Origin of the sequence: Vibrio sp. 1F169 (assembly GCF_041439605.1) — a bacterium.
In the GTDB taxonomy this organism is placed as follows: domain Bacteria; phylum Pseudomonadota; class Gammaproteobacteria; order Enterobacterales; family Vibrionaceae; genus Vibrio; species Vibrio tasmaniensis_A.
Window position 1 is genome coordinate 40,737 of sequence record NZ_JBGOOI010000009.1, and the last position, 15,592, is coordinate 56,328.

Here is a 15,592-nt window from a genome sequence, read left to right on the forward strand (position 1 = left end):
AAGACTATAGCGCTAATGGCTCATGTTTTTTCACCAAACCAAAATCCGCCAATATCGCGTAGGCGGCAGGGATCATAAACAACACCAGTAAGGTTGAAGCAAATATGCCAAACACAATTGAAATAACCAATGGCTGGATAACCTGAGCTTGCAAGCTGGTTTCCGTCAACAGCGGTAGCAAACCAGCTGCGGTCGTCATTGAGGTTAAGAATACCGCTCGGAAACGCTCGCGACTGGCTTTAACCACCGAGTCATGCACGCTATCTCCCTCATCAACATGGTGACGAATGTATTGCACCAACAAGATAGAATCATTGACCACGATCCCGGCAAGCGACACAAAGCCCATCATGCTCGGCATACTTAACGCATGCCCTAACAACCAATGACCAACAACTACCCCAATGAAGGCGAGTGGAATCGCTAACATTACGACCACAGGCTCTAAGTAGCTTCTGAACTGATAACTCAGAATCGCAAACACACCGAATAAGCCCAATAGGAAGCCTTTACCCATTGAGGCTCCGGTCTTCGCCGCATCTTTGGCTTCCCCTTCAAAATCAAAGCGTAAGCCCGGATACTTTTGAATAAGCTTGGCTGCTTCATCTTTTTGGAACTGAGCCAAAATTGCTGAAGAGCTCGCTTTCTTATTATCAATATCACCAAAGATACTGATGGTTCTCAGCCCATCGATACGTTGGATTCGTACGTAGTTACGTTGGAAATCTAGCGTTGCCAATGTCGCTAGCGGAATCTGGCTGCCATCTGCAGTGATGATTGGGAAGTTAGCTAGTTGCTGCAAATCCCCTGCCTGTTCTTTATCAAGGCGTACCTCAATCGAAATGTTCTCGACCCCAATTTGGATTTCATCCGCAGTATGACCAAAGAAGGCCGCACGCAATTGGGAAGCAATCATCTGCCCATTAACATTGTAGGTTTCAGCACCTGGGCGCAGTTTAACTAAGATCTCTTCCTTACCCATGCGCATGTCATCAAGCACGCCGTGCACACCATCAAACTGATTGAGGTACTCTTGAATATCTAAAGAAGCCGATTTCAACGCGGCAAGATCATCATGTTTGGCGCGGATCTCGATAGCACGACCGCCCGGCCCCATCGTCGGTTGTTTGAAAACTAGCGAGATAGGATCAGCCAAATCGCCGATGTCTTCCCGCCATGCATCAATAAAATCATCGATCACCGTGTTGCGACTCTCTGCACCACGCAAGTCTAAGCGCACAGTGGCTAAGTGTGGGCCTGATTCATTGGCATCCGCGTTTGCATTGAATTGGCTGGTGATATGCTCAACCAATCTATTACCGTCTTCGACGTCTTCACTCCACTGCTCATTCAAACGTTCAGCAGATGCGACTATTTTATGGACCACTTTCTCGGTTTGAGACAGTGATGCGCCCGGTGGAAGAATGATGCGAGCCTCGGCAATATCACCATCCAACTCAGGAAATGGTTGGAATTTGACAACACCACCAGCAATCAAGGAGATAGATAGAAGTAATAAGGTTATCACTCCACCCATAAAGGCGTAGCGGAACGTCACGACCTTCTCGACCATGTTCATCAAAGTTGTATTGCGAAAGTTCTCAAACTTCTCTAACAACACGCCTTTAAAGCGCAGCGCTGGCTTGTCATTTTTTTCTTTGTGTAATGAATGAGATAAGTGATTCGGTAGAATGAGAAACGCTTCGATTAAGCTCAGCGACAACACCAAGATAAGTACCTGAGGCACCGCTTTAAGCACCGCGCCCATTTCCCCATCAAGGAATAGTAAGCTACCGAAAATACACACAGTGGTTAGGAAAGAAGATAGAACTCCGGGAAGCACTTTCTTTACGCCGTTGTACACCGCATCATCGACGCTTTGTCCCCTATCTAAGTGGGAGGCTATCGATTCAGCTATCACTATGGCGTCATCCATCATGATACCAATCGCCATTAATAAACCGACCAGTGACATAATGTTGATCGACAAGCCAAGGTTGGCCATCAAGAACAAACCACCAAGGAAGGCTACCGGCAGACCAGCAGCTACCCAGAATGAATATCGCAAACTGAAGAACAACCACATGGTGGCAAACACCAACACAATACCTTGCCAGCCGTTGCGCACCATCATGGTCAGACGATCCCAAAGTACAGAGGAGAGATCATTGGTCATTTGCAGTGTCACACCATCGGGGGCAATCGCGCTTTGATCCTCAACGAATCGCGTCACGTTCTCTTTGATTCGTAACGCATCATCTTCTTTATTCTTACTGATCTTCAAGAGAGCAGATGGCTTACCATCAAACAAAACCTTCTGCTCATCCAACTCAAAGCGATCGGTTATCTTGGCAATATCTCTCAAACGAATCACCGAGCCATTAGGCGCAGATCCAACCACGATGCTTTCCAGCTCAACAGGCGTAATTCGTCTCTCGTCGAAACGAATCAGAAAGTTTTTGTCTGGTGTTTCAACGTTACCACTCGGCAGTTTTACATTTTGACGGCCAATCTGGTCTGCGATATCACCGACACTCAAACCCAACTGGCGAATGGCTTGGGTATCCAGTTCGACTCGATATTGGTGATCGGAAAAACCACTGACTTCGACTAAAGAAACGTCGTAATCGAGCTTCATAGTGCGTTTGAGGTCTTCGGCGTAAGCTTTGAGTTCAGGCCATGAGGTTTCGGCTGTAATCGCTATATCAACTACCGGTTCATTCCAATCCAACTCTTGAACAACCGGAGATTCAATCTCGCTCGGGAAATCATTGATCGAGTTGATCTGAGTTTGAACGTCCACCAGCATTCGGCCAATATCCGCTTTCTCATTGAGTTTTAGAATAAGACGAGCACTGCCTTCTATCGCCTCACATTGAGTTTCTTCAATGTTGGCCAGACCATCGACGGCATCTTCCATTCGTACACACAAGCTCTCTTCCACTTCTTGTGGTGATGCACCGGGATAAACGATCGCCGCCATAATGTAAGGTGGATCATAGGCAGGAAAGGTTTCACGTTTGATGGTTGATAGTGAGCTTATACCCAAAATCAACAACCCAAGCATCAACAAGTTTGCAGCCGTCGGGTGTCGGGAGAAGAACCGAATCATGACGCATTCTCCTGAGTATCTGATTCAAGCTCAGCCTCTTCAGAGTTCGACTCTTTCAGTAACATGCCTTCGATTGCTGGCAGGACATCATTGAGAACTAGTTTATCTCCCGTTTGTAGCTCACCACTCACAACCACTTGATTGTCTCTGCGATAAAGCACTTCAACATTCACCACTTGCAAACGCTGATTGTCGTCCATCAGGTAAACCTTATCACCATGCAGTGCTCGCTCAGGCACAACCCAACTCAGATTCGCGACACCTTCAATCTCCGCTTTAACAAACATACCATTGACCAACGGAGGAGCGCTGTCTGGTTGCAGTTGTGAGTAGTCTTGAGCGATTTCAAGAATGATCCCTGCTGTCGCTTGGTTCTCATCAACCGTCTCACTGATTCTCGCCACCTTTGCAGGCCAATTGAGGTTAAGGCTGCCACTGTTTAGCTGAATACTTGCTTTGATCGGCGCTTCATAAGGGTTTGGTATGCCTGCGGCATCACGAGGGAATTGAGTAAAGCTTGAGGCTAAAGTTTGCATATCGTGAATAGAGAGTTGCGCCTCAACTTCCATAACTTTAATCCCGTGAGCAACAAACATCTCTTGCTGAAGATTAACCACTTGGTTCTGTTCAATATCGACCTGAGCTATTCGCATCGCTCTAGGTAAAGTAATGGTCGTTTTATCTAAAGAGCGTTGCGCCTCTTTTACTTTAGAGACATTCACCTTAATCACGGCTTCCGCAACACGCTTTTCATCTGGCATCAATGCAATTTGGTTATCAATATCCAATACAAGCTTCTGTTGAGACAGTGCACTTTGTTGTTGCAGGTCGACATCCGATTGAGAAGTCAGCCCTTTCTTACGCAGATCTTGTTTACGTTGTAGCTCTTTGTTGCTGATCACTAAGCGGTTCTTTTCGATCTTAAGAGTCTGATTCAGGTTGTCTTCTTCTTGATTCAATTTAGCTAATGAGGTCTGGCTTGATTTAAGATCCGCTTCAGCTTGTACCAACTTCAACTCGTAATCCAAGGGATCGATCTTAAGTACCTCAGTACCCGCTGGAATGATCTGCCCTTTTTCTAGGTCTGGATGTCGATAAACAATCTGCCCTGTCACCTCGGCAATGGCTTTCCATTCAACTTTAGGGACTACTTTGCCAAAGCCCACTGCCAACGGCGCGATCATTTGTTGTTCTAAACTGACGGTTTCGACTAGACGAGCCCTATCTCCCGCGGGCTTAGTCGGCAGATCCGGCTTTAAGCTAATAGCAGTCACAAGGCCGATGACACCAACCGCAAGTGCTGGAAAGAAGAGTAGTTTTTTATTTATTTTCATTATCTTTTGTCCTGCACTGCAGAAGGGCTCGGTGCGTTGATAAAGCCTTCGGTCATCAATTGAATGTTGTGTTCGATTAAACGGTTAAGAAATTCTTCATTAATCTCAATACCATGGATTGCTAATAGAGGGGGCGGAGCAATGAATGGAAACACCATCAAGCTTATATACGAAACTCGACACAATTTTGGATCCATGTTCTGTTTTAAGATGCCTTGTTCAACCAGCTTTTCAAAAATGACATCTTGGGCTGGCTTGGCGACATCGAGAAAAACCTTTTCGAGCAACTCTCTTTGCACTTCAGAGGGAGGCATATTCATCACTTGAGCAATCAAGCGAGGAAACTTGGGCACCTTGACCATCTCTTTATAGTAAGTCCGCATTAAATCAAGAAAGTTCTCATGGCTGCTTTCTTCAACCAATCTCTGCATTTGCAATTGCATCGGTCGTAGCGTTTCACGCAGCATCGCCTCAAATAATCCAGCCTTACTGCCAAAGTAATAACGGATCATCGCAATGTTCACACCCGCACGATCAGCAATCAGGCGTGTCGAGACCTTGTCGTATGACTGAACGACAAACAGATCACGAGCATGCTCAATCAATAGTTGTCGAACATCTAAGTTCTGTTGAGGTCGCCCCGCTTTTCGTGCTGTCATGGCATCAACCTATCTCTATAATTAATCATTCGATTAATTATAGAGATAAACAGGCATAACAGTAGAAGATTAATTACTCACTATTTAATCAATTGATTAATTACTTTAGTCACGCTTGTGATTTTTTTGGTGAATCGTTCCATTAAAAATATTTACTACAAAGTTTTAACCTACACATCAGCCAAACGATAAACTAACCCGCCAATACAAAACCACCATTTAGTTGATATCGCTAACAATTAAACAAAAAACAGCACAAACAAAACCAAAACACTGCCAATGCACGCTGATATTGGATTTTCTTGTTTGACGCTCAGAATAAATTACGGTAAATATGGTGTTAACAGTTTATTTACGGATATTTGTGTAATGATTTTTTCTTCTTCTCTACTGCTGAAACTTCTCCTTATCGTGAACCAATCGCGCGGGTAAGTTGTGGGTCAAGAACTACACAAATATTAAAACCCGCACTGAGCGGGTTTTTTTGTAACTGGCACTTTTAAAAGAACATCATTCTTAATAATAATTTGGATAGCAATCGATTCATTATCGATATAAGGAAGCACCCATGAACGATCAAGTAATAATTTTTGATACTACCTTACGTGACGGCGAGCAAGCATTGGCTGCAAGCCTTACGGTAAAAGAGAAGTTACAGATCGCTTATGCTCTTGAGAGACTGGGTGTAGATGTTATCGAAGCTGGCTTCCCTATTTCTTCTCCGGGTGATTTTGAGTCAGTACAAACCATCGCTAAACACATCAAAGACAGCCGTATTTGTGCGCTTTCTCGTGCCGTAGCGAAAGATATCGATGCCGCTGCCGAAGCGCTTAAAGTTGCTGACCAGTTCCGTATTCATACCTTCATCTCAACATCAACGGTTCACGTACAAGACAAATTACGCCGCAGCTACGATGACGTAGTAGAGATGGCAGTGAAAGCAGTCAAGCACGCTCGTAACTATACCGATGATGTTGAATTCTCTTGTGAAGATGCCGGCCGTACCCCTATCGACAACCTATGTCGCATGGTTGAAGCCGCGATTAACGCAGGCGCGAAAACCATCAACATTCCAGACACAGTGGGCTACACAGTACCAAATGAGTTTGGTGGCATTATCAAGACGCTATTCGATCGCGTACCCAACATCGACCAAGCGATCATCTCTGTTCACTGTCACGATGACTTAGGTATGTCGGTTGCAAACTCAATTGCTGCTGTGCAAGCGGGCGCTCGTCAAATTGAAGGCACAATCAATGGTATTGGCGAACGTGCTGGTAACTGTTCTCTAGAAGAAATCGCAATGATCATCAAAACTCGTCAAGAGCTTTTGGGTGTTCATACTGGCTTGGATCACAAGGAGATCCACCGTACCAGTAAGTTGGTAAGTCAGCTTTGCCATATGCCAATTCAAGACAACAAAGCAATCGTCGGTGCTAACGCATTCAGCCACTCTTCAGGTATTCACCAAGATGGCATGCTAAAGAACAAGAACACTTACGAGATCATGACGCCTGAGTCTATTGGCTTGAAAAACAAAGCCTTGAACCTAACAAGCCGTAGTGGCCGAGCCGCTGTTAAGAGCCACATGGACGCTATGGGTTATAAAGATAATGAGTACAACCTAGATTCATTGTACGAAGACTTCTTGAAGCTTGCTGACCGTAAAGGCCAAGTGTTCGATTACGACCTAGAAGCATTGATGCACTTCGCGAATCTACGTGATGAAGATGACTTCTATAAACTTAACTACCTAAGCGTACAATCTGGTAGTGTTATGTCTACCACCAGCATCAAGCTGCAATGTGGCGATGAAGAGAAATGCGAAGCGGCTGTCGGTAACGGCCCTGTAGATGCTTTATACCAATGTATCTACCGCTTAACTGGTTACGAAATTGCATTGGATAAATTCGACCTGACCGCGAAAGGCGAAGGCGAAGATGGCTTAGGTCAAGCCGATATTATTGCGAACTATAAAGGCCGTAAGTACCACGGTACGGGCGTTTCAACCGATATCGTTGAAGCTTCTGGTCAAGCGTTGCTACACGTTATCAATAGCATTCAACGCGCAGACACTATTGCTGAAATGAAGCAGCAAAAATTCGCGACAGTTTAAGACCCCAATAACAGAGCCCTAGAGCCGATGTTGTTGGCTTTAGGGACAAAATTTAAAACGAGCCAAAAAGCTCAGTAACAAGAATTAAAGGATTAACATGACAGATAAATCATACAAGATTGCCGTACTACCTGGTGATGGCATTGGCCCAGAAGTAATGCAGCAAGCACATAAAGTGCTAGACGCGATTGAAAAGAAGCACGCGATTAGCTTTTCTCGCGAAGAGTATGATGTTGGTGGTATCGCAATTGATAATCACGGCTGTCCACTTCCAGAAGCGACAGTAACGGGCTGTGAAGAATCTGACGCAGTACTATTTGGCTCGGTTGGCGGACCTAAGTGGGAACATCTCCCACCAAACGATCAGCCAGAGCGTGGTGCCCTACTTCCTCTACGTAAACACTTCCAACTGTTCTGTAACCTACGTCCTGCACAAATCCACAAAGGTCTAGAGTCTTTCTCTCCTTTGCGTGCTGACATCTCAGGTAACGGCTTCGATATCGTTGTAGTTCGTGAACTAACAGGCGGCATCTACTTCGGCCAACCTAAAGGTCGTGAAGGCGAAGGCGCAACTGAGAAAGCTTTTGATACAGAGGTTTATCACCGTTACGAGATCGAACGTATTGCAAAGATTGCGTTTGAATCTGCACGTCTACGTAACAAAAACGTTTACTCAATCGACAAAGCAAACGTTCTGCAGAGCTCTATCTTATGGCGTGAAGTGGTTGAAGAAATCGCAAAAGATTACCCAGATGTCACGCTAAACCACATGTACATCGACAACGCGACCATGCAGCTAATCAAAGACCCATCTCAGTTTGACGTAATGCTATGTTCAAACATCTTTGGTGACATCATCTCTGATGAGTGCGCAATGATCACAGGCTCCATGGGTATGCTTCCTTCTGCAAGCTTAAACGAAAGCAACTTCGGCCTATACGAACCAGCAGGTGGCAGCGCACCAGATATCGCAGGTAAGAACATTGCGAACCCAGTCGCGCAAATTCTTTCTGCAGCGCTAATGCTTCGTTACAGCCTAGGCGAAGAAGCGGCAGCACAAGACATCGAATCAGCGGTATCTAAAGCACTTTCTGCAGGTGAGCTAACGGCAGACCTTGCAGGTAAGAACCAAGCACTGACTACCTCTGAAATGGGTGACAAGATCGCTGAGTACATCTTAGCTTCATAAGCTAAATGCTCCGATTAGAAGCAAGTACATAAGAATAATATCAAGCCAAGTCATCGTAAACCGCATGACTTGGCTCGAAACAAACACTGGGACTGATGATCCCAAGGAAGAAAAGCTATGTCGACAAACCAGCAAGCAAAAACCTTATACGAAAAAGTTTATGACGCTCACGTTGCAGTTGCAGCAAAGGGCGAAACGCCAATTCTTTATATCGATCGCCACTTAGTCCACGAAGTAACATCACCACAAGCCTTTGATGGCCTGCGTGAAAAAGGTCGTAAAGTTCGCCAAGTAGGCAAAACTTTTGCGACTATGGACCATAACGTATCGACACAAACTAAAGACATCAACGCTTCTGGCGAGATGGCTCGTATCCAAATGGAAACGCTATCGAAAAACTGTGAAGAGTTTGGTGTCACGCTTTACGACCTAAACCACAAATACCAAGGTATTGTGCACGTAATGGGCCCTGAGCTAGGTATTACGCTACCGGGAATGACCATCGTATGTGGTGACTCACACACGGCTACACACGGTGCATTTGGCTCACTAGCATTCGGTATCGGTACTTCAGAAGTTGAGCACGTTCTAGCTACGCAAACACTAAAACAAACTCGTGCTAAAACGATGAAGATCGAAGTAAAAGGCAAGGTTGCTCCAGGCATCACTGCAAAAGATATCGTGTTAGCGATCATCGGTAAAACTACAGCTGCAGGCGGTACTGGCTACGTTGTGGAATTCTGTGGTGAGGCAATTACAGACCTTACGATGGAAGGTCGTATGACGGTATGTAACATGGCTATCGAGCTTGGCGCTAAAGCAGGTCTAATTGCCCCTGATGCAACGACATACGAGTACATCAAAGGTCGTAAGTTCTCTCCACAAGGCCAAGACTTAGAAGCGGCAATCGAATACTGGGACACATTGAAAACCGATGCTGACGCTGAATTCGATGCAGTTGTTACATTAGAAGCAGCAGACATTAAACCACAAGTTACTTGGGGTACTAACCCAGGTCAGGTTATCTCGGTAGACACGCCAATCCCTGCACCAGAAAGCTTCGCTGACCCTGTTGAAAAAGCATCTGCAGAAAAAGCTCTGGCTTACATGGGCCTTGAAGCCGGTAAATCTCTATCTGATTACAACGTAGATAAAGTGTTCGTGGGTTCTTGTACTAACTCGCGTATCGAAGACATGCGTGCAGCAGCAGCGGTAGCGAAAGGCCGTCAAGTAGCGAAACATGTTCAAGCGCTTATCGTTCCGGGTTCAGAGCAAGTTAAAGCACAAGCTGAAGCTGAAGGCCTAGATAAGATCTTCATCGAAGCAGGCTTTGAATGGCGTTTACCAGGCTGTTCTATGTGTCTTGCTATGAACAACGACCGTCTAGGTCCACAAGAGCGCTGTGCTTCTACATCAAACCGTAACTTTGAAGGTCGCCAAGGCCGTGATGGTCGTACGCACCTAGTTAGCCCAGCAATGGCAGCCGCAGCGGCAATCGCTGGTCACTTTGTCGATATTCGTGAACTTTAATTAGAGGATTTAACATGTCAGGTTTTCAACAACACACCGGATTAGTCGTTCCTCTAGATACGGCCAACATCGATACTGATGCGATCATTCCAAAGCAGTTTCTACAGAAAGTAAACCGCATCGGTTTTGGTAAACACTTGTTCCACGATTGGCGCTTCCTAGATGACGCAGGCCAACAACCAAACCCTGAGTTTGTAATGAACGAAGCTCGCTACCAAGGCGCTTCAATTCTTCTAGCTCGTGAAAACTTCGGTTGTGGCTCATCTCGTGAACACGCACCTTGGGCGCTTGCCGATTATGGTATCCAAGTAATGATCGCACCAAGCTTTGCCGACATTTTCTACGGAAACTCAATCAACAACCAGATGGTGCCTGTTCGTCTTTCAGAGCAGGAAGTCGATGAACTATTCCAGTTCGTTGAAGCAAACGAAGGCGCAGAGCTCGACGTTGATTTAGAAGCAATGAAAGTCAGAGCGAACGGTAAAGAGTACTCGTTTGAAATTGATGAGTTCCGTCGTCACTGTTTGCTGAATGGTTTAGATAATATCGGCCTTACACTTCAACATGCCGATAAGATCTCTGAGTTTGAAGCTAAGATTCCTAGCTTCCTGAAATAAAGAAGTCATGAAGTAGAATCACACAGTTTTGTGTTCATATAAAAGGTTGGCTTAGCGCCAACCTTTTTTATTTGGCTAAGCTTTTAACTTAACTTCATATGTTTATTTAAATGAAGAGCATTGAAAGAAAATGGTAAGCCTTAAGGTCTTAGTAGTCAGTCATCAGGAGAATGCCATGAAACAACTACTTTTTATTGTCAGCCTACTTTTCTCAACCTTAGCTTGGTCTGCGCCTAAATCCGAGCTTTGGCCATACTGGAACCAAAGCGACGAAACCAATCTAGAACAGGTATCTCACCAAGATTGGCAGCAATTTCTCGATAACTACTTAGTTCAACAAGGGCAAAATACCCTAGTTCGCTATAAAGCAGTGAACACTGCCGATAAGACAAAACTCAATCAATACATCAAGCAACTCGAACAGGTTAATCCGCTCGACTATTCAAAAGCGGAGCAGTATGCCTATTGGGTTAATCTATATAACGCCGTGACTGTCGATTTGATTCTTGATGCCTACCCGATCAAATCCATCACTAAACTTGGCGGACTATTTAGTTTTGGGCCGTGGGGAGATGATGTGGTAATCGTTAACGGAAAATCACTGACACTCAACGATATTGAACACCGAATCCTAAGACCGATTTGGCAAGATCCGCGCACACATTACGCGGTGAATTGTGCGAGTTTGGGTTGCCCTAACTTACAACTTCAAGCATTTACGACTGACAACACCGAGACTCTACTAGAACAAGCAGCCTCTGAGTTTGTTAATAGTGACAAAGGTGTGTGGGTTAAAGGTAATAAGCTCCAACTATCATCGATTTACGAATGGTTTGCCGTGGATTTTGGTACAGAGAAACAGCTCATTCAGCACTTAGACCAATATCGAACTCAACCTATCACGAATACTCACAAAATCAGCTATGACTATAATTGGTCACTTAACCAAGCGAACTAGTTTTAACGTTAAAGCTCATGAATTAAGCTAAACAAAAAAGAGGCGAGAGGTTTTTATTAACCTCTCGCCTCGAGTCTCTTTTTTATCTATTGAACCGTATTTCTACAATTAAAAGCTTGAGCCCGGTTGCTGCAAGAACTCAATCTCTTCAGGAGTCGAAGTTCTCCCTAACACCTCATTCCGGTGAGGGTAACGACCAAAGCGCTCAATAATGACCTTATGCTTAAACTCAAAATCCAAGTTATTCTCTAAGCCTGTCTGAGAAAAAAGCATCACAGCCTGTTCATGCATCAGCAAAGACTCACTGTGCATATAAGGCATATACAGGAAGCTTTTTTGTTGCTCGTTAAGCTGGTGATCAAAACCACCCGATACCGCCTCTTGGGCTAGAGCCAACGCCATTGGGTCAGCCGAAAAAGCTGTCGGACTGTTTCTGCCAAGATTTCTAGAAAACTGATCCAGCACGATAATCTCTGCCAAGCGCCCTTGTGCGTTTTGTCGCCATTCAAATAGCTCACCTTGGATAACTGCTTTGTGCAGTTCAGCAAAACGAGATTCTATTAAAGCATCAATTTCTTCGCCGCCAGCAAACCAGTCTTTTGGCGTCAATTCATCGAACCAAAACTCTAGAACATCCTGATACGTTACCGTCATATAATTCCCTTTAATAAAAAACCGAGTAACTTTGTTATTACTCGGTTTAGTGTTCGATTACTTAAAACCTTTGACCTTCTTTATCAGGTCATAAGCATTTTGAATTTCTTGCGATTTCTCTTTCGCAACATTCATCATCTCCGGCGGTAAGCCCTTCGCCATCAGTTTATCTGGGTGATGCTCATTCATCAGCTTGCGGTAGGCTTTCTTCACCTCTTTACCGTCAGCACTTTCACTCACACCAAGAACCTTATATGCGTCGCCTAGCTGGTTCTGTTGTGAAGCCTGTTGCCAACCTGATGATTGCCCATGGCCTTGATGGCCACCAAAGCTTCCACCTTGCTGTTGGAAACGAAACGCTGCTTCTTGCATCTGCAAACGACGCTCTAGTTGCTCTGCTGAAAAGCCAAGGCCTTGCGCTATCTTATGCAAAACCTGACGTTCACTAGGGTGCAAACTTCCATCAGCAAATGCAGCAGATACTTGTAGCTCTAAAAAAAACTGCAGGAGATCAAAACGGCCACCCGATGAGATCTTCACACGCTCAAGCACATCGCTTAACGGGAAGTCACTCTCCTTGCCGTCACGGAAAGCATCTTGAGCCGCTTTACGTTGTTCGCCATGCAGGTTCATACGCTCCATCATTGTAGAAGCGAGCTGAATCTCTTCTGGTGTAACCTGCCCCTTAGCTTTAGCAACGTGTCCCATAACCGCAAAAGCAGATTTGAAAAACTCGTTTTGTCTTTCAGCTTGGCTTGGACCTCGGCCAAAACCAGAGCTATTGAAGCCCGATTGGTTCAATCGGCGAGCTTTATCGAACTGGTGCCCTAAAAATAGGCCAAAAACTAAACCGAGCGGCCCCCCAAATAAAAAACCAAAAAAAGCGCCCAAAATTTTGCCAAATATTTGCATTATGTGTTCTCTATCTATGAATTTTGTCTGAGTAATGCTGTCTGATGATGCTGAATGCTAATATTTCCTTTATCATAAGGAAAATGCTTTATTAATTGGATTGATACTAGATCAACCCTTCATCTAGTGACACAGGATAGTTCAACTTCATGCAATCTTTTTCCCGCACCTTGTTAGCCGCGTCTATAAGTACGGCATTATACGTATCGACAACTCAAGCTGAAACAATCACAGATAGTAGTGTGCAGGAAATGCCCTCTATAGATCAATGCTTGATCGAGCCCGCTGCAGAAAACGAGACACAACTTCCCGCTCATGTTGAGTCCGATCGCTTAGAGGCTATCAATGGTGACAAGGCAATCTACTCAGGTGATGTAAGAGTTACCCAAGGAAACAAAACCATCCTTGCCGACAATGTAACGCTTCACCAACAAGAAAATATCGTTGTAGCTGAAGGCAACGTAAACTTTAGCGATGGTCAAATAAAGTCAGTGGCAGACAGAGCCACTAACAATCTGACCACCGATGAAATGACGCTCGAAAATACCGATTATGAGTTCCTCTGTGAGCAAGGGCGAGGAGATGCGGTTTACATCGCAAAAACCGGAAAAGCGGTTTATGAGATTGAAGATGGCTCAATCACCTCTTGCCCTATCGGCGACAATGCATGGCGACTAAGAGCGTCAAGTATCGATGTCGACCAAAATGAAGAAGAGGCTACGTTCTACAACCCAAGGTTTGAAATTCAGAGCGTCCCTGTTTTTTATCTGCCGTACTTAACCGTTCCGATTGGTGATACGCGTAAAACAGGCTTCTTATATCCAACGGTATCATATGGCTCAAGTGATGGTTTTGAATTTGAGATCCCTGTTTATTGGAATTTGGCACCAGAGTATGACCTCAAAACCACTTTTAAGCACATGAAAGAGCGTGGTACTCAGCTTAACAGTGAATTTAGATATTTAAGCGATTTTGGTTCCGGGATGATTAAGTCTGAATACTTGCCTGATGACAAAAAATACCCAGAGAAAGGCAAACGTTGGGGGGCTCAACTTAATCACTCAGGAATATTCCAAGAATCTTGGTTGTTTGAAATTGATTACTCAAAAGTTGGCGATATCGAGTACTTCACAGATGTCAACGGAAGCGGCATTGGTAACCGTGAAGATGGCCAGCTTCTTCAAGAAGGGCAGGCTACATACCGTTCTCAAAATTGGGATGCGTCTGTACTTGTGCGAGATTTTCAGGTCCTCACAAATACGACAAACAACCTTCCATACCGCCTGCTCCCACAGCTGGAATATAACTATTATGCCCCGGAGGTAATGGAGTATTTAGATTTCGACTTGGTCAGCCATGTGTCTCTGTTTGATACAGATGCAAAAGGGAAACCATCGGCAACTCGTATTCACGTTGAGCCGGGAATTACAATTCCAGTAGGCAACACTTGGGGTACTTGGACCACAGAAGCCCGACTTCTTGGTACTTACTACCAACAAGATCTTGATGGTGTTGATACCACAAGTGACAAATATAAAGATTTAGAAAAGTCAGTAAGTCGAGTTGTCCCAGAATTTAGGAGTCATGCTGGTATCGTTTTAGAAAGAGATACCAAGGTTATTGGTAACTACACTCAAACTCTAGAACCCCAAGTTCAATACCTGTATGTACCAAAAGAAGATCAAAACAACATTGGTCTTTACGATACGACACTTCTGCAGACTGATTATTATGGCCTGTTTAGAAGCCGTAAATACAGTGGTGTAGACCGTATCGCTGCAGCTAACCAAGTAAGCTACGGTGCATCATCTCGTTTCTTTGATGATGAGTATAAAGAGCGACTCAATGTGTCGTTTGGACAGATCTTTTATATCGACAAAGATACAAAACAACATCTAACACTTGATACTAAAGATAAGAACTCGAATTACTCATCTTGGGCTGTAGAAGTCGACTTTAATTACGACGACTACCTGTTTTATCATGGTGGTGTACAGTACGACATCGATACCACAGCAATGCAACTAGCCAACAGCACCATTGAGTACCGTTTTTCTGGTGGTTATATCCAAACCAACTACCGCTACGTAACCAAAGAGTATATCGAAGACACTGTTGATTTTAATGTTGGATCGATTACTAAAGATGGTATATCTCAAGCAGGATTACTCGGCTCTTATAAGATTTCGCGTAAATGGAGTGCCAGCGCTCAGTATTTCTATGATTTAACAACCGAAGAGAACCTTGAGTGGTTAGCTAAACTCAATTACAAGTCAGATTGTTGGTATATCGGCTTCACCTATAGTAACCAATTGCGTAGATGGGAAGGTGATTACATCAACACATCGAATGCGACACCAGTATACGAGAAAAACTTTGGCTTTAACTTCGGTATTGTTGGCTTTGGCACCAACATAGGCTCTGATTCAAGCGAAGTAAGTGAAACAAGCTCAAGTAACGCACTCAGCTACGGTCGCCCATTCTTCTTAAACAACTAACTTTCTTTACTGA

The 15,592-nt window shown here is 44.5% G+C and carries 11 protein-coding genes; 6 read left to right on the forward strand and 5 right to left on the reverse strand.

Features of this window, described 5'->3' with window-relative positions; all coding sequences use genetic code 11:
• Positions 1 to 4: 4 nt before the first annotated feature.
• The 3 genes from ACED53_RS05875 to ACED53_RS05885 are packed head-to-tail and all read right to left on the reverse strand — an operon-like array spanning position 5 to position 5,105.
• Positions 5 to 3,112, reverse strand: coding sequence for an efflux RND transporter permease subunit (locus ACED53_RS05875; protein WP_017100433.1), 3,108 nt, complete (start codon positions 3,110 to 3,112; stop codon positions 5 to 7).
• The gene (locus tag ACED53_RS05880) at positions 3,109 to 4,446 is read right to left on the reverse strand and encodes an efflux RND transporter periplasmic adaptor subunit (protein ID WP_102579716.1); all 1,338 of its coding nucleotides are present in this window, start codon (positions 4,444 to 4,446) and stop codon (positions 3,109 to 3,111) included. Before ACED53_RS05880 ends, ACED53_RS05875 begins: the two co-directional genes overlap by 4 nt.
• Positions 4,446 to 5,105, reverse strand: coding sequence for a TetR/AcrR family transcriptional regulator (locus ACED53_RS05885; RefSeq protein ID WP_009847815.1), 660 nt, complete (start codon positions 5,103 to 5,105; stop codon positions 4,446 to 4,448). The genes ACED53_RS05880 and ACED53_RS05885 overlap by 1 nt, the downstream gene beginning before the upstream one ends.
• Before the next feature lie 568 nt (positions 5,106 to 5,673).
• Here ACED53_RS05885 and leuA point away from each other — a divergent pair.
• From leuA to ACED53_RS05910, 5 genes are all read left to right on the forward strand, one after another.
• Positions 5,674 to 7,221: a 2-isopropylmalate synthase gene (gene leuA, locus ACED53_RS05890; RefSeq protein WP_009847816.1), complete on the forward strand. Its 1,548-nt coding sequence runs from the start codon at positions 5,674 to 5,676 to the stop codon at positions 7,219 to 7,221.
• A gap of 97 nt (positions 7,222 to 7,318) precedes the next feature.
• Entirely contained in the window at positions 7,319 to 8,410 is a 1,092-nt protein-coding gene (gene leuB / locus ACED53_RS05895; RefSeq protein WP_017102937.1) for a 3-isopropylmalate dehydrogenase, read from the forward strand.
• A 117-nt stretch (positions 8,411 to 8,527) separates the two neighbouring features.
• A complete protein-coding gene (gene leuC / locus ACED53_RS05900) occupies positions 8,528 to 9,940 on the forward strand; it encodes a 3-isopropylmalate dehydratase large subunit (protein ID WP_371715242.1) in 1,413 nt (470 codons plus the stop codon).
• Positions 9,941 to 9,954: 14 nt separating this feature from the next.
• Positions 9,955 to 10,557, forward strand: a complete 603-nt coding sequence (leuD, locus tag ACED53_RS05905) for a 3-isopropylmalate dehydratase small subunit (protein ID WP_102579715.1) — start codon at positions 9,955 to 9,957, stop codon at positions 10,555 to 10,557.
• A gap of 175 nt (positions 10,558 to 10,732) precedes the next feature.
• Complete coding sequence (locus ACED53_RS05910; RefSeq protein WP_102579714.1) at positions 10,733 to 11,515, forward strand: DUF547 domain-containing protein; 783 nt, start codon at positions 10,733 to 10,735, stop codon at positions 11,513 to 11,515.
• 108 nt (positions 11,516 to 11,623) lie between these two features.
• Here the strand turns inward: ACED53_RS05910 and ACED53_RS05915 are convergent, their stop codons facing one another.
• Both ACED53_RS05915 and djlA read right to left on the reverse strand, forming a co-directional pair.
• Positions 11,624 to 12,169 (reverse strand): DUF924 family protein, encoded by a 546-nt coding sequence (locus tag ACED53_RS05915; protein WP_102579713.1) that lies wholly within the window; start codon positions 12,167 to 12,169, stop codon positions 11,624 to 11,626.
• Between the two features lie 57 nt (positions 12,170 to 12,226).
• On the reverse strand, positions 12,227 to 13,081 hold the full coding sequence (gene djlA, locus ACED53_RS05920; RefSeq protein ID WP_010434455.1) for a co-chaperone DjlA: 855 nt from the start codon (positions 13,079 to 13,081) through the stop codon (positions 12,227 to 12,229).
• Between the two features lie 149 nt (positions 13,082 to 13,230).
• On the opposite strand from djlA, the gene lptD reads away from it, so the two are divergent.
• Positions 13,231 to 15,579, forward strand: coding sequence for an LPS assembly protein LptD (gene lptD, locus ACED53_RS05925; protein WP_102579712.1), 2,349 nt, complete (start codon positions 13,231 to 13,233; stop codon positions 15,577 to 15,579).
• Positions 15,580 to 15,592: the final 13 nt, after the last annotated feature.